The sequence below is a fragment of the Dorea sp. 210702-DFI.3.125 genome (genome assembly GCF_020560945.1).
Classification (GTDB): Bacteria; Bacillota; Clostridia; order Lachnospirales; family Lachnospiraceae; genus Dorea; species Dorea formicigenerans.
Window position 1 is genome coordinate 59,592 of sequence record NZ_JAJCNF010000010.1, and the last position, 20,677, is coordinate 80,268.

Consider the following 20,677-nt stretch of genomic DNA (forward strand, 5'->3'; position numbering starts at 1 on the left):
AGAGAAACACTTCGAGCCGCCCATTGCCGGACGGCTCCTTTTATGCCCGAAAGCGATAACCAACACCACGTATCGTTTCTATGTGGTGCGGTGTTTCCGGATTTTCTTCTATTTTCTTTCTCAAGTTCTTAATCAGACCGTAAATTCGGTTATTCACTTCTGACTCCGCTTCCTCATAGATATGCTGATAGATCTGTTCTTTCGTGAATACCCGATTAGGAGATAAAGCAACCACAGCGATTTGCTTCAAAAGTCTCTTTCGCCTGGTATACCGTTTATAACTTCTCATGTTTATCACCTTCAATCTGCTTTCAAATTTAATAATCTATATTTTATGACAATTCAGCATATAGAAAAGTTAGTTATTCGTGAAAATTATTTTTAAATTTAGAACTTGCATAACCACTACGATGTAAAAACAGTTTAGAGGCATTTATGACAGAGATTGATTTTATCTGGTTTTCGACTTTCTACACGAAAGTGGCAAAAAATACCTGGCTACGAATTCCTTCGCTTAGGGCAAATCTGAAATCCTGAACGCTTTTATTCCTGTAGCCGACAAATTTGTCATCAACATAAGGCAAAAGCTTCATTGAGGAATCTATTTCATTTGACATATACTACATCTAGTGTTATACTGTTCTTATATCAATTATTTGTGTCAATCCGGAAAGGATTTATCACACGCAGTTTAGGTTTGAAACGTAGTCAGGAGTTTTCCTATGCCCAACAAGCAGCAGGGACTTCTGGCTTTTTTTATTTTGCAGGAAACTGCATCTATTTTGAGAATGAACATAAGCGTCATTCTCTTTTTTTATGCCTGAACGCAGGGAAAGGAGGATTACGGAAACAAATGATTCCGGAACTGGCACGCCACAAAAGAAAGGAGACTCTATGTCAGTCAAAAGAATTAAGAATCTTGTAAAACAACTCAATGAATACCGTCATGCCTACTACAATCAGGATGCCCCTCTGGTATCTGATGCCGAGTATGACCGACTCTTTGACGAACTGAAGGAACTGGAGGAACAGACTGGTTTCATCCTGTCAAATTCTCCGACACAGACGGTTGGATATTATCCGGTCAGTGAACTTGCCAAAGTCACCCATCCGATTCCACTGCTCTCGCTTGAGAAAACAAAACTGATTTCAGAGCTTTTAGATTTCATGAAAGGACAGGAAGTTCTCTTTATGCTGAAACTGGACGGTTTGACTACCAAACTCATTTACGAAGATGGCAGACTGATTCAGGCTTCTACCCGTGGAGATGGTGAAGTGGGGGAAGATATTACACACAATATCCCGGCATTTTTAAATGTACCGCTTACCATTCCACACAAAGAACGTCTGGTCATTACCGGTGAGTCTTTTATACCAACCAATGATTTTGAACGTCTGAAAGATACTCTGCGTGATGGAAATGGAAAACCTTATAAAAACGGACGTAATTTTGCTTCCGGATCAGTACGAAGTCTTGATCCGAAGAACTGTATCGGACGTTGTGTTCGCTTTCTTCCGTTCAATGTATTAGAAGGAATGGAGGATGTTCCCTTCCCGGACAGCAGAGCCTGCAAATTAGAAGGTTTAACACACCTGGGCTTTGGTTACTGCCCGTTTTTCTCAATTTCAGGAACCGGACTTTCAAAAGAATATGCGGAGAAATTCATTCAGGAATTGGTATCCACAGCAGCAAATTTACATCTTCCTATCGATGGCATTGTCATGATTTTTGACAGTCTCAGCTACTCCAAAAGCTGCGGAAAAACCGGACACCACTATAAGGACGGCCTCGCCTATAAGTTTGAGGATGATACCTACGAAACTTTCTTGCGTGAAATTGAATGGACACCGACCAGATTCGGAGAGATTGCTCCGGTCGGCATCTTCGATACCGTGGAGATTGACGGCTGTGATGTTTCCAGAGCTTCCCTTCATAATCTGACCTTTATCAAAAATCTGGAGCTTGTACCCGGATGCCGGATTCTTGTTTCCAAACGAAACATGATCATCCCACATATAGAGGATAATCTGGATCGTGGAAGGTATACCGACATCACGCCTCCGGTCTGCCCTTGCTGTGGTTCCAAAACCAGAACCTACAGCCGTAAGACCAGCGACGGTCGCACCGTAGAAACTCTGCATTGTGATAATCCGCAGTGCGACAGCCAGATCACAAGAAGGTTTGTCCATTTTGCCAGCAAGAAGGCAATGAACATCGAAGGACTGTCAGAAGCCACTTTAGAAAAATTCCTGAATCTGGGCTATCTGCACTCTTTTCAGGACATCTATCATCTGGAGGAACACCGGGAAGATATTGTGGCACTGGACGGATATGGTGAGAAATCTTTCGACCGCTTGTGGGAATCCATCAACGCCAGCCGGAGGACCAGCTTTGTCCGCTATCTGGTTTCCATGGATATTCCTATGATCGGCAGAACCAAAAGCCGGATTCTGGACACCGTATTTTCCGGAAATTTAACTGCATTTGAACAGGCGGCTGTCGGAGATTACGACTTCACTCAGTTGGAGGATTTTGGCGAAATCTTAAATCACAACATCCATTCCTGGTTTGCAGATGAAGCAAATCTTGATTTATGGAAAAACTTACAGAACGAATTCACATTTGAACAAAGAAAGGAAGAGACCATTATGACAAAAGAAAACAAATTTACAGGATGTACCATCGTAGCAACAGGGAAACTGGAGCATTTTACCAGAGACGGTATCAACGATAAGATTCTGGAGCTTGGTGCCAAACCTGGCAGCTCTGTAACAAAGAAAACCGATTACCTGATCTGCGGGGAAAAAGCCGGCAGCAAACTGGCAAAAGCCCAGAGCCTTGGTATTCCAATTCTTACAGAAGCTGAATTTTTGGAGATGATTGCATAACCATCTCTGCAATAGATGAGAATTATTTTGAGGTGTGGCTGAAAGGCCGCACCTCTTTTACAAAGGAGGAATTTATAATGAATCAAACAAATACAAGCAAGCGCATACCTACACAGATCAATGAATTTCGGGGAGATTATGCTTTTCTAAGCAATTTCTATCCGGCACCGGTCTCTTACATGGGACAAACCTATGCAAATAATGAAGCTGCTTTTCAAGCGCAGAAAACACTCTCTGCGAGAGAGCAACGCAAATTCTGTATTTTTCGGATGCATAATCCTTCTGATGCAAAGAAACTCGGCAGAGATCTTACATTACGCCCGGACTGGGAAAAAGTGAAAGTCCGGCTCATGTATGAAATCTGCATGTGCAAATTCATGCAGAACCCGGAACTCCGGGATAAACTTCTTGCAACCGGAGAGTCCACACTTATTGAAGGAAACAACTGGGGTGACTATTTCTGGGGCAAAGTCAATAACTGCGGAGAAAACCAGTTAGGAATCATCCTGATGGATGTACGTGCGAAGCTGCAGTGGAATGCAGAAACAGCGCCCAATAATATACCTCAATGTCTGCAATAAAGGAAAGGATGGTCTAATAGAATGAATGAAAATGCAAAAACAAAATTAGTGCTTGAGTATACTGGCATGGATGATTTTTCCTGTCCGGTATATAAGGACCAATTCGGAAAGTTGTGGAAGGATATTGACCTTGGCAAAGAGCCTGAACCGAATCTTTATTCTTTATCTTTTAACCATATTGATGGAGAACCTTCCCATCCCATACAGCAGGAGTACACATTTCATCCGGCTCCGTATCAAAGAAGTTCCTATGAATTCGAGTACCGGATGTTAAGTAAATTACAGTCTGACTGTGAATACTATCTGGGCTACGGAAATCGCAGTCCGTCTATCCTATGCAATCATAGCGTTCAAAACCATATTGCCCGTATGAAAGAATTATGGAATGGTTTTCCCACAGATCAGAAACCGGAATGGCTGACCTGGGAACAGCTTCTTCAGTACGAAAAAGTAATGACAGAAACCGGAATACCCGTGAAGAACTGCTCAGACTAGACAATTCATCATTTATCAGAAATTACCCTCTATATTATCCATTCATATTTTGATATAATAGGAACAGTTGAAAGAAAGGAGCATTTCCCATGTATCTGAAAAGAAAAGTTTACGATCAGCTTCTGGATTGGAAAAACGATACCGTCCACAGCACCTTGGAAGTGAATGGTGCCAGACAGGTCGGAAAAACATATATTATCAATAAATTTGCGGATGAGAACTTCAGGCACAAGATCTACATTAACCTGTTTGATTTGTCCGGCAAACAATTTATGGAATGTTACAAAAAAGCCACAGACTGGACTCCCGGTACAAAACGACCGGAGCAGCCGCTTCACGATGCTTTTAAACTCTTCGATCCGGATTTTGAAGATACCAACGATACAGTCATCATTATTGATGAAATTCAGGAATCCTCAGAGATATTCAACCGTATCCGAGAATTTACCCGCTATTTTCAAGCGCATTTCATTGTAACTGGAAGTTATCTGGGACGTGTACTGGAACCGGAATTCAAATTCTCCAGTGGAGATATTACCAGTATCCGTATTTATACCCTTTCCTTTAAAGAGTTTTTGGAAGCATTGGATGACCAGCTTTTTCAGAAGTATCTATCACTTCCACTGGATCATGCAGATGACACCGTACCGGAACTATATGACGAATTAAAGAATGTTTACGACATCTATAGACAGATTGGCGGCTATCCAAAGGTTGTGGAAACATACCTTAACACAAAAGACGTGGAAGCAGCTCAAAAAGAGCTTGTTAGAATCATCCGCATTTTCTTAAACGAATCTATGCGGTACTTTGATGACATCACAGATATTAGTGTTTTTACCAACATCTTTTTAAGCATCTGCCGTATTCTGCTTCGTGAAAAGAAAGGATTAGATGAGGACAGTATAAGTGAAGAACTGCAAAAGCTCGTTACAAAGAATTACTCCAGTAATCTTTCTAAAGCAACCTGCTATCGTGCTATCAACTGGCTTTACCATTCTGGAATCATCGGTTTCTGTGGCAAAATCACAGAACTGGACATCTTGAATTTCAAACCGGGAAGCCGCTGCTTCTTCATGGATCTTGGAGTTGCATATTATTATCTCTCCAGAACTGGTGCTACTGTATCAACTATGGATGGCTCATTGAACGAAAACTATGTTTACATTAACTTGTCCAAACGCCAGGAATTCCCGGAAGAAATTATCTTTGAGACACCGGCTTTTGCTACTTATAAAGGTGGTGAAATTGATTTTGTAGCTCAGACATTGAAAACTCACATCCGCTATCTGATTGAAGTTAAAGCCGGTAAGGGAACTGCATCTACTGCCTTGAAGGCATTGGAACAGGGGAAGGCCAATAAACTACTATATCTGAAAGGTGATACCAAAGGCGGAACCGTTGGAAACGTACAAACACTTCCTATCTATCTGCTAGAACAATATCATTTTTAATCAAAGAAAGAATACTTCGAGCCGCCCATCCGGACGGCTCTTTTCATCTATATTCTTGTATATTTATTTTACTAACAGCGCATCATTCTTTGAAAGAAGATATATACAGTATTGATTCATACTGATGCCTTCTTTTTTTGAGTGTTCCGCCAGATCCCGGTGTAAGCTGCGTGGCATCCTTATTTTAAACTGTCCCGAATACTCTTCCAGGCTTCCCGGTTCGTGAATCTCAATCCCTTCTTCCAGTGCAGCTTCTAACCATGCTTTTTTTGCATCCGCTGCATTTTCAACTGCCCTTTCTATCGTCTCTCCACAGGTGATGCATCCCGGCAGTTCCGGATAAGAAACCACAAATCCACCTTCATCCTTATCTTCCACAATTTCCATGCGATAGGACATTGCCAAATAATCATTCAGTGTCTTCATCGTTTTTCGCCTCACTTTCTACAATCTGCTTTACCATTTCAACATAAATTTTCTTGATTGGTTCGTGTTTCGGTATTGTTATCGGCTGGCATCCCGCTTTACGGAATGTATAATGGCTGCTCCCACTTCTCGGAGCATTTATCTCATATCCATAACTTTCTAATACTTTTCTTAGTTCATCAAAACGAAGGTCTTTCGATAATGAGCAAATTCTTGTCAATAGTTTATCCCATTTCGACATCTTTAATGCCTCCTATCTATAGTATATGTGGTGTCATATGTGGTGTCAATCTGTTTTTCATCTTTCTTGGTCAAATAAGGCTGCAGCTCTTTCTTAGCAGCCGTCACAAATTCTTCTTTTCTCGAACTTACCATATAAATCTTCCAGAGCATCAGATTCAGCTTTTCCGCATCCACTGCTTTGCATTTCTTTTTAATCATGCGGATAAACGGATAGATTACCGTATCCGATAACTTGTTCCCAGCAATCAACATCGTTCCATCCGTTCCATATACCTCATACAGACATTCCAAAATACTCCCCAAATCTGTCACCAATCGGAATGCCGGCTTTTCATATTTCTTTTTAGCTTCCATCATATGCTCCTCCTACATTCGAACCGTCAGTCCACTGAGACTCGTCTTAGGAAGCCCTACCAGATACCAGTCTTCATCCATTTCAATCCGAACCGGAATCCATGCATCCTTTACCTTCACATCAAAACATTCTCCGCAATGAAGACCTCCATAATAAGATTCAATCCCAAACCGGATATCAAATCTTCCCATTGATGGATCATAAATTAAAGTACCTATTCTCTTTTCACTCATATTTCTTTCCTCCTGAAATTCTTTGGTCTATATAAGTAATAGGACTTTAATTTGCAGAATTTGAAAGTTCCGGGTATTTTTCATAAAAAGTTTTTCGATAGCGATAAAAAGTTGAGTGCGTCATTCCCAAATTTTTACGAAGCTGTGTAGGTGTCGTTTCTCCAGAAACTACGCTTTGAAAGTTCTCATCAAAAGTTTCCTGCTTCATCACACTTGGTCTTCCATAATCATCCCATTCGCCCCGCAATTTCTTCGCTTCTATCCCTTCCCGCTGTCGCTTCTCCTTTTTCTCCAGCTCTGCCTGCGCCATAGAAGCATAAAGCTCCAGCATCATGTTATTGATTGTTTCCAGCATCATCCTTGCCATCGCATTATCCATCACAGATAAATCCATAAGCGTAGTCGGCAGTTCCAGAACCATAAGCCGCACTCCCATGTTCTTAATCCGCTGGATCTGTTGCATGGTGTCATACTTGTTTCTTCCCAGTCTGTCCAATTCTGTAACAATCAAAATATCTCCCGGCCGCAGGACATCCTCCACTAAAACGGTATATCTCGGACGATTAAAATTCTTCCCTGTCTCCTGATCCGTAAAAATATTCGTAAGTGCCATCTCATGCTCGTTACAGTACCGCTCAATTTCCTGTATGCCACGGTCAAGATGCTGCTCCTTTGTACTGGTACGGTGATATCCATATATCTGCATCCACATTTCTCCTTTCCATGTCCCAAAATATCCACACTTTTATTGGTATATTTCAAAACTGTGTGTGTAACCTTTTTGAAATATAATCCCTCTTTCCGGAACGTACTTCTAAAATGTATACATTTTGGGATATGTTTCTTTTCTATTTCTGTACGTACCAGAGCCGAAAAGTGCAACAAATATGACAAAAAACTCCCAGAGGATGTTACTCCCCTGAGAGTGGTTGAAACTTATAGCCCACACCTCGGACGGTGCGGATGTAATTCCAGTTCCGTGAATCTACTTTTAACTTTTTACGAAGCTGGCTAATGCAGCACATAACCGCATTAGCACAGTCAATCGGTTCTTCCTTCCAGACATTACGATAAATCTCCTCGTGAGAGAATACCCAGCCAGGATGTTCTGTTAGATATTTTAGTACCGTAAATTCTTTCAGACTCAATTCAATCTTTTGATCATTCATAAAAACAGTATGACAGCGAATATCTATCTGTAGGTTTTTGTCTTTGTAATGCAATTTACTTTCCTCCTAATCTGTTTCACCTTATCACAGCTAATCTAAAATGCTATTATTAGACTGCCAAAACTCAAATTCAAAACCAGAGCAATGCTTTACCTGCAAATAGTCTGGTAATAGACCAGTAGAATCGCAATGGCTGCAAGAGCCAGAAACGGCAAACACATAATTACCGGGGCAGAGTGAAGTGATAAATAAGAACCACTGATTTTTTAGCATTTCAGCCGGATATACAAGCCATCCCCATAGATTGGTGACCGTTACTGTTAAAATTACAGCACTGCCTATATATGTGGCAGCTCCTTTCCGGGTAAAGTTAAAGTCGCAGACCTTTACGACCTACGGCTTAATAGTACGAAAAGACATTAACTTTTCTGTAAAAGAATTTGATGTACTTTATATGCTATATTCTAATCCAGGGATGGCTTTTACTAAACAACAGATTTATGAAGCAGTTTGGCATGAAAAAGCAAATGGTTATTTCCACGCCGTGGAAAACACTATTTTTCAAATACGCAAGAAGATAAAAAAGTATTCCAGCGACAAGAATTACATAAAAACAGTAGTTGGATATGGGTATAAATTTGAAGTTTAATCTGCAGGATATAAGGAGCACCGGGTTTGAGGGAGATTCCCCACTAAGAAAATTTCTATGTTCTGGCTACAAAGCCGGAACATAGGTCGGCATCCATCCCTGTTTCTTCCCAATCCTGCAGACCTAATAAGAAATCAGCTAGTGACTTCTTCATCAAAAGTCTTTTTTTAGAGAAATAATCCATTTTTCAATAGCATCCGCCAAAACTATCTGCTGTTGCAATACTGCCATACCAGTCTTAGGGATTTCCGGATCATTCTCTTTCTCTCGAAGATTTTCCTCCAGATAAGTTTTTAATATTTCAATATTTTCCTCAATACTGGCAATACATGATTGTTGACTTTCAGGCGGTAACTTATCCAAATTTACAATTACTGCATTAAAATCTAAAAAAAAGTGAATGGGTTTAGAGGCTGTTTCCATCATAAGCTTTACAAATTCTTTTTCGCCTTCATCTGTTAATGAATAAACTGCTTTTTCAGGCATCTTACCTTCTTTCACAATTTCTCCTTTAATGAAGCCTTTTTCCTCCAACTGAATTGCTTTTTTGTAAATGGATGGTGTACTGATTTTTACCCATTTTGATATATTACGATATTCCACTAATTTTTGAATATCATAGGCTCCCATCGGTTCCTTTTTCAATATTCCTAACACAATTAAATCTATTGTAGCCATAGTTCACCCACTTTCTATATCCACGAAAGCTATAAAATACTTACGGTTATATATACTGTAATTTATAGTATTTGATTTTATACCTCTTGTCAAGGAAATTGCAGGATACACGCTTGACAACTACTATAAATTATAGTAGTATTCTCTCACGTAGTATACTATAATTTATACTACTATAATTTATATTCTTAATTGAAAGGAGTATTTGAAATGAACAAGAATAACAACAAAATGGATTTATTAGGAAATGCACCTGTTCCCCAAGCACTAATGGCTCTTGGTATACCGATAATGATTGGTATGCTTATTAACGCTCTCTACAATTTGGTGGATGCTTATTTCATAGGAGGACTTGGCGAGAGTCAAATGGGTGCAATTTCCATTGCGTTTCCTTTAGGACAAGTAGTTGTTGGTTTAGGTCTGATGTTTGGCAATGGTGCCGCCTCCTACTTATCAAGACTTTTAGGGCGAGGAGATAGGGAAGCTGCAAGTAAAGTCGCCAGTACTGCATTATACAGCAGTGTTTGTATTGGCGCAGTTATTATTATCGGAACTGCAATTTTTTTGAAACCTATTTTAACCATGTTAGGTGCAACAGACACGATTATGCCATACGCCCTTTCTTATGGAAGAATCTATGTTATTTCATGTATTTTCAATGTATTTAATGTAACGATGAACAATATCGTTGCAAGTGAAGGCGCCGCAAAAACAACTATGTGTGCATTATTATTAGGAGCTGTATTGAATATTGGTTTAGATCCTATTTTCATCTATACTCTCGACATGGGGGTTGCTGGTGCGGCAATCGCTACAGCAATTTCTCAAATGGCTTCTACTCTTGTATATTTAATTTATGCATTACAGAAAAAAAGCGCTTTTACATTTTCCATTAAGGAATTTTGTCCTTCTAAGCAGATCATAACTGAAATTCTGAAAATCGGTATACCCACATTGACTTTCCAGCTTCTTACAAGCCTTTCTATCGCATTCATAAACCGGGAAGCTAATATCTATGGAGATGCTGTTATCGCCGGAATGGGCGCTGTTACAAGAATCACTTCAATGGGAACTCTGGTTGTGTTCGGCTTCTTAAAAGGTTTCCAACCAATTGCCGGCTTTAGCTATGGTGCCAAAAAGTTTGATCGGCTCAGGGAAGCAATTAAAACTTCTATCTTATGGTCAACAATATTTTGTGTAGTTGTGGGATTGACAATAGCCCTATTTTCCACACAGATTATTTCGCAATTTACAGAAGGCAATACAGAGATGATTTCTGTAGGTCAAAAATCGCTAATGGCAAATGGATTTTCCTTCTTCGTATTTGGATTTTACACAGTGTATTCTTCTCTGTTTCTTGCACTTGGAAAAGGCACCGCCGGATTCGTTCTTGGGGCTTGCCGACAAGGTATTTGCTTTGTTCCGATCATTCTGTTGCTCCCATCATTCTGGGGCATAAATGGAATACTATATGCACAACCGATTGCCGATGTAATTTCTGCTATTGTTACTGTGTTTATGGCTCTACATCTTCATAAAGAACTGGCAACAACAAAAGAGCATTAAAGCATCAGGCAACATAATAGATCAACACCGTCTGCCGCTTCGAACTGAGGCAATATCACCCTTCAAAAAACAATCACTCCCAGAGGATGTTACTCCCCTGAGAGTGATTGCAGCCTTTGTTTAAGATAACTTACTCAATTATCTGGAATCTCTGGATACACTGAAGCAATGTACTTACCAGTTCCTGATACAGATCTTCATCAAATCTGCCATTCACAATCGCATTCTTAATTAAAAGCGGCTTATATATCTCTAAAATCTTCAGTACCGCATCTGCATTTCCTTCTTTTGCCTTTAAAAGTAATCGTTCAAAATTCATTAGTTTTCACCTCCCATCACCTTGCGGATCTTCCGGATTGCATAATAATAAATACCCTTGCATCGCTCCTCTGATAACCCGTTTAGCCTGCTCATTTCCTCAAAAGTACGTTCTTCAAACACATGCTGGTAAATCAGCTTCCGTTCTTCATCCCGCAGCGTATGAAGCGCTTTCATCAGTCTTTCATCTGACATCTTATTCCATTCTGGATATTTCCCCTGTGCCTCCTGCAATAAAAGCTGCTCCCTCGTTTGGTTCTCCAGCAATTCTTCGATTACAATTCTTGCCTCCATCTGTCCAATATCCTCCAACAGTTCTTCTGCATCAGCCATCTGGATTTTCTTCTCCAGATAATCATGTCGTTTTCCACGGACAAACTGTATCAGATATGCTGTAAAGTGATTTTGTATCTTTGATCCTGTATATGTTTTTTTGTTCATTTGTTTTATCCTCCGAAATTTTTTATCACGTTCCAAAAAATTCCGAGGATGGCGGTGAGCGGCAACAAAACGTGACACTGCCTTCATTTTTTCGAAAAAAAGAAAGGCTGGACCACTCTATTCGTAGTCCAGCCGATACTTCTCTTTCTATGTAATTGTGTAGGATATGCGATGATAGTATCTCATATACTGCATATTCTAACTTCTCTCCGACACATTGTATGGATAAGATTTTTTTAACAGATTCAGTTCCTCTTTGGCTTTTATCTTATGCTGTCCATTCATGTCTGTCGTACTTACTTCCATGTTTCTCTATTTGTGCATGTGTTATCCTGCTTATCATAACGCACTTTAACGCATTTCGTATAGTGTTAATCTACGATAAAATATATGCATTAAGTGAGGTGATATAGATGGTGAAAAAATTATTGGGAGATGCAGTCAGGGAAGAACGTCTCCGCCGCAATCTTTCGCAAAACAGCCTTGCGGAACAGGCAAAGATTTCTTTACGGACTGTCTCTGATATTGAAAACTATATTGGCAATCCACAGTTGGAAACACTTTATGCCTTGGCAACTTACTTACATATTTCCATAGATGCTATATTTTCTAACCAGAAAACGAACCCGGATTCTACCATGCAGCAAATCATGGCAGAACTAAATTCCTGCCCGGAGGAGCAGAAACAGCTTGCCCTTTCTACACTGCGTGGACTTCTGGATGGATTCAAGAACCTAAGTTAAGGCTCTCCCGTATCCTTCATCATCTACACATTATACAAAGACAATCTGTGAGTAATCTGTGAATAGTCTGTGAGTTTTCTGTCTATTCCCATTCTGATACAAAGAACAGGAGAGTACACTGCCATAAGCATGTGTATCTCTCCTGCTTTTTTATGCCCTGCGAAATGCACTGATAGCATCCACTACATTCTGTCTCATAGTCTGATCCATCCGCAGCGGTTCTTCTTCCATCAAATCAACTTCTGTGGGCATTTCTCTATTTATCTTAGAAACGTCCTGCCCTTCCAATACCTTTCTTACTTCTTCCCGGATGATTTGCTGCATCATTGGCCGGAGCATATCCGGTTCCATGCTTATACTGCCATTACCTGTCTCATCCGTTCTTCCCGTATATGCCAGAATTGCCGCAACGATCAGTTTTGCTTTTTTCTCTGTCGTATTCAGAAGTTCTGTCACATACACGTGACCTGGATCCGACTTATCAAAACCAATAGTGAATACAAACGGATTTTTCTTTCCCATAAAATCACACTCCAGCCTGTGTCATGCGATACAAAAGATCATATCCATCGGCATTTGCTTTCATATCCCGGATAAAGGTATGTTTTCCCAACCGGTCTGCCTGCTCCAGAAATCGTTCCAGAAGCACTGCTCCGCCGCCGATAAACACCGTATAAGTAGATTTTGTATCAATGCCCCGCTCTCGGATGCTGTTCAGAAGATCGGTAACAAAATTCTGAACCATGGTTTCTACTGCCTGTACAACAGCTTCCTCATAATACTGCGTTTTTCCCTTGATGATACTGTCGATATCTGCCTCCTCCAGAAGCATGTCATATTCACTGTTAATACTGGAAATGATATCGTTATACATGGTAATCACACCTTTTTCCAGAGAATCACAATAATCCATATCCGGTCTGCCACTTCTCATCAGAAGATAATCAGAAGTAAATCCGCCAATATCAATCCCTACGACTTTCGGAATCTCACGGATTTCCATCATCCTCGTCATCATGGCTGCATAATCCTGCGGAAACGCCATTACATTCTGTATACAGAGGTGATAGACTTTATCGTTGAAGCACAGTTCCTGCACCTTCCCGTCCCCTTTGAAATAGCGTTCATATCTCTCACAAAGCTCTGCAAAATGCTTCGGCGGAAGCCCAATCGGAAGTTCCACCTGAATGACATCCTCCGGCTGGATCTGGCTTTTCTGCTCCAGCTCCATTGCAATGGCAAATAAGGTCAGAATCCAGAATCGGTTCCGGCTGTCCTGCGTCTTGTCTCTCTGGTACGGAATCCGCTTCTCACTAAGGGTATAATACTTTCCCTGATATTTCAGATACTTCTCTCCCCTGGCAGGCTTTTTATCCTGTTCCGTCAGTCCTGTGGTAAATACAAAATTACAGGTTTTCATGTTCCGGTTCCCGTGATCCACGGCTACTCTTAATTTTTTTATCATGCTACATTCACTCCTTTGTACTTGATACTTATTCTGTACGTAGGAGATACTTAAAGTGCAACTTTTTAAAAACTATTTCCATAATTTTTCTTCCTGTATACTTCCATATCGTTGATATCATTGGTAAAACACAGTATAATGAACATATTATCAAATATGAATTTGCGGAGGAAAAGATACTGTGAAAATTACAATAGAGGAACTGCAAGAATACTTATTCGACCATTATAAAAATGGTGGGATTGACCAAAGCCTGTTTATGAAACTCGTAGAAGAAATAGGTGAAGTGGCAGAAGTACTAAATAAAAAGGCAGGTAGAAAATCTGTTGGTCAAGAGGATTTACAAACCCAATTAGGTAACGAATTAGCCGATGTGGTACACTACACTATTGCGATTGCTGCATTAAATGGAATTGATATGAATGATATTATACTCTCTAAGGATAAGGATGCATCCATAAAGTATAATCACAGAATAAATTTAGAGCAGTTTGTAATGGAACGCAGAACGAAAGATAACGACTAACAGTTCCAGTTGTTCAGGATGAATGACAGAGCAAAAAAATATGAATTTGAAGAGGTAGTGATTATGAAAAGATTGATAGCAATGGTTCTTTGTCTTTTATTTGTTATATCTTTAGCTGGTTGTGGAAAAGGAAATACAAAAAATTTAGTTATTGATTATGGGACATCATCTATATACACAAAAGATGACATGGATGAAGCTATTGATGTTATAAAGAAACAATTTAGTTCTTTTGAGGGGTGTGAATTGCACAGCCTATCTTATACATCTGATGATGCGTGCAATAATGAGGATAATATTGCCTGGATGAATGAATTGGAGGAAGCAAATGACAATAAAGAGAGTTTCACACAATGTATTTCGTTTGATAGTAGTTTCAGGTCACCTAAAAATGGAGGTGGAGCGTGGAACGCTAATGAAGAATACACATGGTCATGGTGGTTGGCGCGTAGCGAAGGCGGAACGTGGAAATTAATGACTTGGGGATATTAACGGTCGGTTCCTAAGTAACAAATAACAGTTTGTCTAAGAAAAAAAGATACCAACCATTCTCAAAAATGCTTAGTATCTTTTTTCTTTTGTTCTGTCATTGTCCTATGCTGAAAGCTTTTCCACCAATTCCGGCAGGCACTTCTCAAATAATTCCCGATATCTTCGATACCCTTCATCCCGGAGTGGACCTTGCAGTGATGTCAGAGACCAAAGGAGAAGCTCTTCCTCTTCCACAGCATACGGAGAGGTATAGACAAATTTTTTCCCGTCAAAATGCGGTTTTGATAACTTCAGTATTTCCGTAATCTCTCCTTTTGTTTCCGCCTGCATAATCATTTCCACTTTCTTCCGATGGAACTCGCAGACGATGCTCTCCAGAAATCCCTGCTTCAGATAAAATTCCGCCCTTCTATAAAGTTTTACAAGAGCCTCCACTCTTTCATCAAATAACTTGTCCTTTTCACTGACTATCATCTGTGCCAGTGCGTTTGCATGTTCCATAACCAATGCTGTTCCCATTACATTTCCTCCCATAATAAAAGCTGGCATAAGAAATTTCTTCTCACACCAGCACGATTCTTTTATTCCTCTGTGATGATCTCACTGCTTAATTTTCCATGTACCAGATAGCGATAATTCCGTCTGGAATTGACACAGGTAGACAGCGTAACTATCCGATCCGTTGCCGACAGCTCGGTGCCGGTATCATAATCCCTATAAGAAGACACCGTATCCAGAAACGTCTGAAAATCTTCCGCTTCCGGGAAATGATACCTATATCCCTCACTTCCGGTTCTTCCCGCATAGCAGGAAAAGATACGATACTTGAGGATCTTGTCCGGCAAATAGAGATAAAACTCCGGATGTTGTTCAAATAGCTCTTTGTCTTGGTACTTATCCAGAGTTCCGAACATGCTCCCGTTTTTCATATTATGCCCGTACACGATCGTATTCTGATCCGTAAAGTCCGGCTGATTATGGCAGTCCACAAAGATGCTCCCGTTGATATTGGATTCTCCCGAAAAAAGGTGATGAAGATAATATGCATTATCTTTCCCCTGTACCACCGGATAACTAATATCCAGTGCCGGAATCTGAATCCACGCTATGACATCCGGATTAACCGCTTTTAAACCTGCAAAATCAATTTCTAGATACCTATTCTTAGGTTCCTCCTTTTCTTTCTCAGACTCCGGTGATTCTTCTTCCTCTGGTTCCTGAACATATTCCTGCAGTTTCTCGTAACTTACGTCCCCTTTCTGATACTTCAGATAAGCACCAAAGAGTTTTCCTGCCGCTGCGAGAAAAACAAGCAACAGGCAGATAATGAGTCCTGCAAGAACCGTATTTCCTTTTTTTCTCATGATTGTTCTCCTTTCGGAAGAGCCGAAGTCTGTGCCCCGGTTCCTTCCTTCTGTTTGATGGCGGCTAAATAGTCATCAATCCCCTTGTGTTTCCCGTTCCACTCCCCGCTCTCGTCCATATCCCAGACCATCCGGTTCATCGGCAGGGAAAGCTCCCGGCAGATTTCATAGACCTTATTGCAGCCGTTCTGGATAATCCTCCGTTTCTCCGCCTTATGCTGGCAGATAACAGGGGAACGCTCAAAACAGACCGCACACTTACTGTCATGCTTATTGCAGGCTACTTTCATCTTCTTATCCATGTCATACGCCTCCAAAAGCTGTTTCATCCCATATCCTTTCATCCGCTCCAGCACCGGTTTCAGATTCCGGTACTGGTTCACTCCGGCAACGCACACAAAGGTAGCGCCGGACAGATAATGGGCTATGGTCCCTTTTAAGGCTCCTTCGGTCAGATAGACACGTTCTGCGGCAAGATCACCGATCACATGTACCGGACTTCCGGAGGAAACTCCCTGGTCATAATTGACACTGGACAGCCAGATATATTTTTTCGTGTCAGTCACATGATCTACCCGGATCTGAAAACCCTGGATGAACCCGTCCAAAGAAACTATGGGAATCAGGATTCCTGAGTTTTCTGCTTTGAAGTTAATCGTCCAGTTTCCGTCTGTATCCCGGTAGAATCCCGGCACGCCTTTCACCATATATCCTTCTTCTGCCAGCCTTTTGACCAGCTTCTTCATTCCAAACAGCGGGACACTCCGGTAACGCTGTGCTTCGATCTGTTCCGGTTTTAATCCTCGTCTTTGCAGATCCTCCTGATGCTTCCTGTTAAGCGTGAGCATGGACAGCATTCTCTGATACGTCCGGTGGATTTCCTCTATGGGTGCAAGCTCTGCCGTTGCCTTTTCTTCCTGTACCGGCGTTGCTTTGATATAATCCGTCCGGTATTCTCCTTTTCCTAATGCTTCCCGGATCTGCTGATTTGCTTCGGAGAGTGTAACATTGTGCAAATCCGCATAAAGCTTCAGCATCCCCCCGGACGCATCACAGCGGTTGCACCGGAATACATTCTTTTCCACATTGATATTCAGTTTTCCATGCGTCTCTCCACAAAACGGGCAGTCATAATAGTTTCCCCGCCGCTTTCTGAGATGCAGCACCTGCACCACATCCAGTATTCCATAATCAAACCCAGACATATCATAATACATCCCGGTCTCTTCCTCCTTTCCCCCGCAGAAAAAAGCTCTCTGCGGGGTTCTTCCTTAACCAGCCATCGGCATTGCTTTTTGTAAAATTACCTTTGCTGCCGCCGGAACCAGATTGTTCGGTCCGGAATATTGCTCGGCAAACCACTGGATCGTTGACGGGCTTTCAACTGCCACCTGTCCCATGGTCTTTCCGCCGTATTTTCCCTTTCCCGGAATCACAGTCCCGACTGCCATTTCATAGTTCATGTGTTTCATCAGTTCTTCTACCGGAAGGGACGTATCCAGATTCTGTAATGCTCCCTGCAGCATCTGTCCGGTCTTTGGCGGCGTAGAGGCAGCCGGAGCGGAACCGTAGCCAGGCATTTGTCCACTGCCATGGTAAATGGTGCTTCCCGCCGCCTGTGCCTGCTGATAGAACTGATTCATCATCTGCTGGCCTGCATATTCCGGCTGACCTGGCATCTCTCCATAAGTTGGCATAGGGGCATTTGGCATGACACCCGAATCCGGCATGGCTGCATTTTCCATGGCACCTGAATCCGGCATCTGTGGATTCTGATATGGAATTCCGGCATCTACCTGTGCAGGATCATTTTCCTCTCCCACATCCGCAAACTGCACACCATATCCGGCATCCGATAATGCCCTTCCTACGGCTGCTGTTTCTGCCATTTCCAGAAATTTGTCTCCAAACTTCGGGTCATCGCTCCGGAATTTCTGCGAAAAGGAATTGGCTACATAATTGTCTTCCTGATCACATTTATCCAGATAGATACGTGCTTCCACAACTGCCATGTTCTCTGTGAAAGTGATAATCCGGCTGATGATCTTTCCTGCCGGATTGACCAGACGAAACCATAGCTTCCGGTATTTCACATCCAGATAAAGCTGCTCCTCCTGCCCTTCTTCTCCAATCTTTCTTGCCAGTTCCATCGGATGGAAGCCATCCACACGGTTCAAAGCGGCAACTGCCTCTGATTTCTTATACAATAATTCTTTCATTCTCTGCTCCTTTCATTTAGAAAAGCAGACGTTCCCCTATATAAGAGTAATAGTCCGCTTATTTCAAAAATTGAAAAATATTTTTAAACAACAAGTTTTAACTGCTCCATTTCCGGTTTCTGTTCACTCTGATACTGATCGTAATACTGTACGATCCGCTCACTCAGAATGGTGTTCCTTGTCCCGCTGTCATCCGTATGGATTGCCTGACAGACTGCAGCCCATTCCCCTACCAGATAAACCTTGCTTTTCGCTCTGGTCACTCCGGTATAGAGAATATTGCGCTTCAGCATCATATAAAAGGCTTTTACCCAAGGGATGATGACAACCGGACATTCGGAACCCTGTGCCTTATGGATGGTTGTTGCGTTAGCATGTTCGATCATTTCCATCTGGTCAGCTTCATATTGCACCTGCCGCCCATCCGGGAATCCGATCACTGCCCTGGCATTTCCATCCTCATCCGTGATACAGTCCAGTATCCTGCCCAGATCGCCGTTACTCGCCATCTCGGTATTTTTATTCTGTAAAATCTTATCGCCAACCCGGAACACCTGACTGCCGATATGCAGTTCCTTCTTCCCTGCGATTGGCGGATTTACAAAATCCTCCAGAGATTTGTTCAATTCATCCACTCCGGCAGCACTGCGTTTCCGATACGGAGTCAGGATCTGTACCTGATCCATGCCGTTTTTTGCAATCTCGTCCAGATAAATCCTCCGGACAATCTCTGCCGCTTCATCTGCTCCTTTACAGGCAATGAACTGAAAATCCTCCCCAAAGCTCAGATTAGTCTTATTCTCCTGCATCAGTTTTGCATTATAAGGTATGCTGCTCAAAGCGCCCTGCCGGTAAACCAGATCCAGTACCGTGACCGGAATCAGCCCGCAGGCAATCAGTTGCCGGAACACATCCCCGGCTCCTACGGATGGAAGCTGGTTCTTATCCCCGACTAAAAGGACTCTGGCATGTCTGCTAACCCGCCGGAAAAATTCATAGGCAAGATGCATGTCCACCATGGACACCTCATCTACATTTAGAAATCCGGCAGACAGGTACTCAAAATCCGGTTCAAAATCCGTATCATCTCCCAAAAGCCCCAGGGCCAGATGCATCGTGGATGCATTTTCACAGCCGGTACTCTCCACCATACGTCTTGCCGCACGTCCGGTCGGAGCCATAAGCTGTACCTCTGACCTGCATAACGCCTGATGGATATAGAGAATCACCTTGAGAACCGTTGTCTTTCCGGTTCCGGGACCTCCGGTAATAATACTGATGGGATGTGCAAACACCATCCGCACTGCCTGTTTCTGTGTTTCTGACAGCGTGATCCCCAGTGTCTTCTGTGCCTTTTCCAGCTCCGGTTCAATGGACAGCAAAACCGGCTTCTCCAAAAGCCGTCTGGCTATCATGGAAGCGGTCTGTGTTTCTTCTTCATACTGCCGGATAGAATAGATCCGTTCTTCCTCCACAACAATGCTTTTTTGCAGCACCAGCCGGTAAAGCACCTGACTGACATCCTGCTCCGATACTGCCATGACCTGCAGATCCCGGTTCAGCATTTCCAGTGCTTCCCTGATAACCTCCTGACGCTGCTTAAACAGATGTCCTTCTTTCATTGCCTGATTCATGATATGTCCGATGCACCCGGATATCCGCATGGGATCATTGAGTGCACAGCAGCACTGTCTTCCGATCGCATCCACAGTCAGAAACCCGAAGCCTTTGACTGCACTCAGCATGTAAGGGCGGTGCCGGATAATATCCACCGATTCATTTCCGAATTTCTTCAGAATCATATTCACTTTTTTGGGTGTTACCTTAAAAGGCGCCAGAAACGTCATCAGTTCCCGGAACACCTGGTTTTTTCCATAGGACTCCACAATAGCAGCCAGCTTCTTCTCGGAAATTCCACGGATCTTCAAGAGTTCCTGCGGGTTGTTTTCCATGATTTCCAGTGTCTGAAGCCCAAACTTCCGGAAAATAGTATCTGCCATCTTGGGACCGATACCTTTGATTGCACCGGAAGAAAGGTATCCTAAGATACCCTCCTTTGTCCGTGGTACAACCTCCATGAAATTTTCCACCTGATACTGAGTTCCATGCTCTCCGCTCTCCCATCTGCCTTCCATCTCAAGCTCAATCTCGTCTGTAAGCGGAAGACCGAATCCAATCGCTGAGAAGCCGATGATATTCCGGGATGCCAGATATTTGTCTCTGGCTGACAGGGGGACAGACGTATCCTGTGTGGTGAATATGGCAATCGTATACCCATTCTCCTCATTCTGGAAAATCTTATGTTTAAATCTGCACCTCATTGTTTATATCCCTCCAGCTTTTTATCCGCATCCGTTCATTTGGTTTTCTC

At 42.1% G+C, this 20,677-nt stretch carries 26 protein-coding genes; 9 read left to right on the top strand and 17 right to left on the bottom strand.

Going from position 1 to position 20,677, the window contains the following annotated elements; all coding sequences use genetic code 11:
- Positions 1–40: 40 nt before the first annotated feature.
- Positions 41–289: a winged helix-turn-helix domain-containing protein gene (locus LI164_RS06710; protein ID WP_227086911.1), complete on the bottom strand. Its 249-nt coding sequence runs from the start codon at positions 287–289 to the stop codon at positions 41–43.
- 605 nt (positions 290–894) lie between these two features.
- Here LI164_RS06710 and ligA point away from each other — a divergent pair.
- From ligA to LI164_RS06730, 4 genes are all read left to right on the top strand, one after another.
- Positions 895–2,889 (top strand): NAD-dependent DNA ligase LigA, encoded by a 1,995-nt coding sequence (gene ligA / locus LI164_RS06715; RefSeq protein ID WP_040015507.1) that lies wholly within the window; start codon positions 895–897, stop codon positions 2,887–2,889.
- A gap of 77 nt (positions 2,890–2,966) precedes the next feature.
- Positions 2,967–3,470: an NADAR family protein gene (locus LI164_RS06720; RefSeq protein ID WP_023921566.1), complete on the top strand. Its 504-nt coding sequence runs from the start codon at positions 2,967–2,969 to the stop codon at positions 3,468–3,470.
- Positions 3,471–3,491: 21 nt separating this feature from the next.
- Positions 3,492–3,965, top strand: coding sequence for an LPD11 domain-containing protein (locus LI164_RS06725; protein WP_005333427.1), 474 nt, complete (start codon positions 3,492–3,494; stop codon positions 3,963–3,965).
- An 89-nt stretch (positions 3,966–4,054) separates the two neighbouring features.
- Entirely contained in the window at positions 4,055–5,419 is a 1,365-nt protein-coding gene (locus LI164_RS06730; RefSeq protein WP_005333425.1) for an ATP-binding protein, read from the top strand.
- A 63-nt stretch (positions 5,420–5,482) separates the two neighbouring features.
- Here LI164_RS06730 and LI164_RS06735 read toward each other — a convergent pair whose 3' ends face one another.
- From LI164_RS06735 to LI164_RS06760, 6 genes are all read right to left on the bottom strand, one after another.
- Positions 5,483–5,845, bottom strand: coding sequence for a type II toxin-antitoxin system HicB family antitoxin (locus tag LI164_RS06735; protein ID WP_005333424.1), 363 nt, complete (start codon positions 5,843–5,845; stop codon positions 5,483–5,485).
- Positions 5,829–6,086, bottom strand: a complete 258-nt coding sequence (locus LI164_RS06740) for a type II toxin-antitoxin system HicA family toxin (protein WP_005333422.1) — start codon at positions 6,084–6,086, stop codon at positions 5,829–5,831. The genes LI164_RS06735 and LI164_RS06740 overlap by 17 nt, the downstream gene beginning before the upstream one ends.
- Before the next feature lie 2 nt (positions 6,087–6,088).
- Entirely contained in the window at positions 6,089–6,445 is a 357-nt protein-coding gene (locus LI164_RS06745) for a hypothetical protein (RefSeq protein WP_005333420.1), read from the bottom strand.
- 9 nt (positions 6,446–6,454) lie between these two features.
- Complete coding sequence (locus LI164_RS06750) at positions 6,455–6,676, bottom strand: DUF5348 domain-containing protein (RefSeq protein ID WP_005333419.1); 222 nt, start codon at positions 6,674–6,676, stop codon at positions 6,455–6,457.
- A gap of 46 nt (positions 6,677–6,722) precedes the next feature.
- Positions 6,723–7,382 (bottom strand): recombinase family protein, encoded by a 660-nt coding sequence (locus tag LI164_RS06755; protein ID WP_040015506.1) that lies wholly within the window; start codon positions 7,380–7,382, stop codon positions 6,723–6,725.
- A gap of 205 nt (positions 7,383–7,587) precedes the next feature.
- Positions 7,588–7,899: a winged helix-turn-helix domain-containing protein gene (locus LI164_RS06760; RefSeq protein WP_023921561.1), complete on the bottom strand. Its 312-nt coding sequence runs from the start codon at positions 7,897–7,899 to the stop codon at positions 7,588–7,590.
- 292 nt (positions 7,900–8,191) lie between these two features.
- On the opposite strand from LI164_RS06760, the gene LI164_RS16310 reads away from it, so the two are divergent.
- A complete protein-coding gene (locus LI164_RS16310; protein WP_226861513.1) occupies positions 8,192–8,494 on the top strand; it encodes a helix-turn-helix domain-containing protein in 303 nt (100 codons plus the stop codon).
- A 153-nt stretch (positions 8,495–8,647) separates the two neighbouring features.
- On the opposite strand, the gene LI164_RS06770 is transcribed toward LI164_RS16310, so the two are convergent.
- Complete coding sequence (locus LI164_RS06770; protein ID WP_005333410.1) at positions 8,648–9,172, bottom strand: PadR family transcriptional regulator; 525 nt, start codon at positions 9,170–9,172, stop codon at positions 8,648–8,650.
- Positions 9,173–9,382: 210 nt separating this feature from the next.
- Here LI164_RS06770 and LI164_RS06775 point away from each other — a divergent pair, with 210 nt between their 5' ends.
- On the top strand, positions 9,383–10,738 hold the full coding sequence (locus LI164_RS06775; RefSeq protein WP_005333407.1) for an MATE family efflux transporter: 1,356 nt from the start codon (positions 9,383–9,385) through the stop codon (positions 10,736–10,738).
- Positions 10,739–10,868: 130 nt separating this feature from the next.
- Here LI164_RS06775 and LI164_RS06780 read toward each other — a convergent pair whose 3' ends face one another.
- Positions 10,869–11,057 (bottom strand): helix-turn-helix domain-containing protein, encoded by a 189-nt coding sequence (locus LI164_RS06780; RefSeq protein ID WP_005333406.1) that lies wholly within the window; start codon positions 11,055–11,057, stop codon positions 10,869–10,871.
- Complete coding sequence (locus LI164_RS06785; RefSeq protein WP_005333404.1) at positions 11,057–11,584, bottom strand: sigma factor-like helix-turn-helix DNA-binding protein; 528 nt, start codon at positions 11,582–11,584, stop codon at positions 11,057–11,059. The genes LI164_RS06780 and LI164_RS06785 overlap by 1 nt, the downstream gene beginning before the upstream one ends.
- A gap of 326 nt (positions 11,585–11,910) precedes the next feature.
- Between LI164_RS06785 and LI164_RS06790 the strand changes: the two genes are divergently transcribed.
- Positions 11,911–12,240 (top strand): helix-turn-helix transcriptional regulator, encoded by a 330-nt coding sequence (locus tag LI164_RS06790; protein ID WP_005333402.1) that lies wholly within the window; start codon positions 11,911–11,913, stop codon positions 12,238–12,240.
- Positions 12,241–12,390: 150 nt separating this feature from the next.
- Here LI164_RS06790 and LI164_RS06795 read toward each other — a convergent pair whose 3' ends face one another.
- Positions 12,391–12,762, bottom strand: coding sequence for a hypothetical protein (locus LI164_RS06795; RefSeq protein ID WP_195464614.1), 372 nt, complete (start codon positions 12,760–12,762; stop codon positions 12,391–12,393).
- Between the two features lie 4 nt (positions 12,763–12,766).
- Positions 12,767–13,705, bottom strand: a complete 939-nt coding sequence (locus LI164_RS06800; RefSeq protein ID WP_070097296.1) for a ParM/StbA family protein — start codon at positions 13,703–13,705, stop codon at positions 12,767–12,769.
- A 181-nt stretch (positions 13,706–13,886) separates the two neighbouring features.
- On the opposite strand from LI164_RS06800, the gene LI164_RS06805 reads away from it, so the two are divergent.
- Positions 13,887–14,231, top strand: coding sequence for a MazG nucleotide pyrophosphohydrolase domain-containing protein (locus LI164_RS06805; protein WP_008373991.1), 345 nt, complete (start codon positions 13,887–13,889; stop codon positions 14,229–14,231).
- 63 nt (positions 14,232–14,294) lie between these two features.
- A complete protein-coding gene (locus tag LI164_RS06810; RefSeq protein WP_021865125.1) occupies positions 14,295–14,723 on the top strand; it encodes a hypothetical protein in 429 nt (142 codons plus the stop codon).
- A gap of 102 nt (positions 14,724–14,825) precedes the next feature.
- Here the strand turns inward: LI164_RS06810 and LI164_RS06815 are convergent, their stop codons facing one another.
- The 5 genes from LI164_RS06815 to LI164_RS06835 form a co-directional block, all read right to left on the bottom strand.
- A complete protein-coding gene (locus LI164_RS06815; protein WP_008373995.1) occupies positions 14,826–15,272 on the bottom strand; it encodes a hypothetical protein in 447 nt (148 codons plus the stop codon).
- A 32-nt stretch (positions 15,273–15,304) separates the two neighbouring features.
- Positions 15,305–16,087, bottom strand: coding sequence for a class B sortase (gene srtB, locus LI164_RS06820; protein WP_005333383.1), 783 nt, complete (start codon positions 16,085–16,087; stop codon positions 15,305–15,307).
- Positions 16,084–17,304: a CHC2 zinc finger domain-containing protein gene (locus tag LI164_RS06825; protein WP_005333381.1), complete on the bottom strand. Its 1,221-nt coding sequence runs from the start codon at positions 17,302–17,304 to the stop codon at positions 16,084–16,086. The genes srtB and LI164_RS06825 overlap by 4 nt, the downstream gene beginning before the upstream one ends.
- 54 nt (positions 17,305–17,358) lie before the next feature.
- The gene (locus tag LI164_RS06830; RefSeq protein ID WP_005333375.1) at positions 17,359–18,306 is read right to left on the bottom strand and encodes a hypothetical protein; all 948 of its coding nucleotides are present in this window, start codon (positions 18,304–18,306) and stop codon (positions 17,359–17,361) included.
- An 83-nt stretch (positions 18,307–18,389) separates the two neighbouring features.
- Positions 18,390–20,627 (bottom strand): ATP-dependent RecD-like DNA helicase, encoded by a 2,238-nt coding sequence (locus LI164_RS06835; RefSeq protein WP_005333356.1) that lies wholly within the window; start codon positions 20,625–20,627, stop codon positions 18,390–18,392.
- Between the last annotated feature and the right edge of the window lie 50 nt (positions 20,628–20,677).

Excerpts from the sequence above, each read along its gene's own strand:
- LI164_RS06710 (WP_227086911.1), bottom strand. The coding sequence starts at position 289 with ATGAGAAGTTATAAACGGTATACCAGGCGAAAGAGACTTTTGAAGCAA.
- ligA (WP_040015507.1), top strand. The coding sequence starts at position 895 with ATGTCAGTCAAAAGAATTAAGAATCTTGTAAAACAACTCAATGAATAC.
- LI164_RS06720 (WP_023921566.1), top strand. The coding sequence starts at position 2,967 with ATGAATCAAACAAATACAAGCAAGCGCATACCTACACAGATCAATGAA.
- LI164_RS06725 (WP_005333427.1), top strand. The coding sequence starts at position 3,492 with ATGAATGAAAATGCAAAAACAAAATTAGTGCTTGAGTATACTGGCATG.
- LI164_RS06730 (WP_005333425.1), top strand. The coding sequence starts at position 4,055 with ATGTATCTGAAAAGAAAAGTTTACGATCAGCTTCTGGATTGGAAAAAC.
- LI164_RS06735 (WP_005333424.1), bottom strand. The coding sequence starts at position 5,845 with ATGAAGACACTGAATGATTATTTGGCAATGTCCTATCGCATGGAAATT.
- LI164_RS06740 (WP_005333422.1), bottom strand. The coding sequence starts at position 6,086 with ATGTCGAAATGGGATAAACTATTGACAAGAATTTGCTCATTATCGAAA.
- LI164_RS06745 (WP_005333420.1), bottom strand. The coding sequence starts at position 6,445 with ATGATGGAAGCTAAAAAGAAATATGAAAAGCCGGCATTCCGATTGGTG.
- LI164_RS06750 (WP_005333419.1), bottom strand. The coding sequence starts at position 6,676 with ATGAGTGAAAAGAGAATAGGTACTTTAATTTATGATCCATCAATGGGA.
- LI164_RS06755 (WP_040015506.1), bottom strand. The coding sequence starts at position 7,382 with ATGCAGATATATGGATATCACCGTACCAGTACAAAGGAGCAGCATCTT.
- LI164_RS06770 (WP_005333410.1), bottom strand. The coding sequence starts at position 9,172 with ATGGCTACAATAGATTTAATTGTGTTAGGAATATTGAAAAAGGAACCG.
- LI164_RS06775 (WP_005333407.1), top strand. The coding sequence starts at position 9,383 with ATGAACAAGAATAACAACAAAATGGATTTATTAGGAAATGCACCTGTT.
- LI164_RS06780 (WP_005333406.1), bottom strand. The coding sequence starts at position 11,057 with ATGAATTTTGAACGATTACTTTTAAAGGCAAAAGAAGGAAATGCAGAT.
- LI164_RS06785 (WP_005333404.1), bottom strand. The coding sequence starts at position 11,584 with ATGAAGGCAGTGTCACGTTTTGTTGCCGCTCACCGCCATCCTCGGAAT.
- LI164_RS06790 (WP_005333402.1), top strand. The coding sequence starts at position 11,911 with ATGGTGAAAAAATTATTGGGAGATGCAGTCAGGGAAGAACGTCTCCGC.
- LI164_RS06795 (WP_195464614.1), bottom strand. The coding sequence starts at position 12,762 with ATGGGAAAGAAAAATCCGTTTGTATTCACTATTGGTTTTGATAAGTCG.
- LI164_RS06800 (WP_070097296.1), bottom strand. The coding sequence starts at position 13,705 with ATGATAAAAAAATTAAGAGTAGCCGTGGATCACGGGAACCGGAACATG.
- LI164_RS06810 (WP_021865125.1), top strand. The coding sequence starts at position 14,295 with ATGAAAAGATTGATAGCAATGGTTCTTTGTCTTTTATTTGTTATATCT.
- LI164_RS06815 (WP_008373995.1), bottom strand. The coding sequence starts at position 15,272 with ATGCCAGCTTTTATTATGGGAGGAAATGTAATGGGAACAGCATTGGTT.
- srtB (WP_005333383.1), bottom strand. The coding sequence starts at position 16,087 with ATGAGAAAAAAAGGAAATACGGTTCTTGCAGGACTCATTATCTGCCTG.
- LI164_RS06825 (WP_005333381.1), bottom strand. The coding sequence starts at position 17,304 with ATGTATTATGATATGTCTGGGTTTGATTATGGAATACTGGATGTGGTG.
- LI164_RS06830 (WP_005333375.1), bottom strand. The coding sequence starts at position 18,306 with ATGAAAGAATTATTGTATAAGAAATCAGAGGCAGTTGCCGCTTTGAAC.
- LI164_RS06835 (WP_005333356.1), bottom strand. The coding sequence starts at position 20,627 with ATGAGGTGCAGATTTAAACATAAGATTTTCCAGAATGAGGAGAATGGG.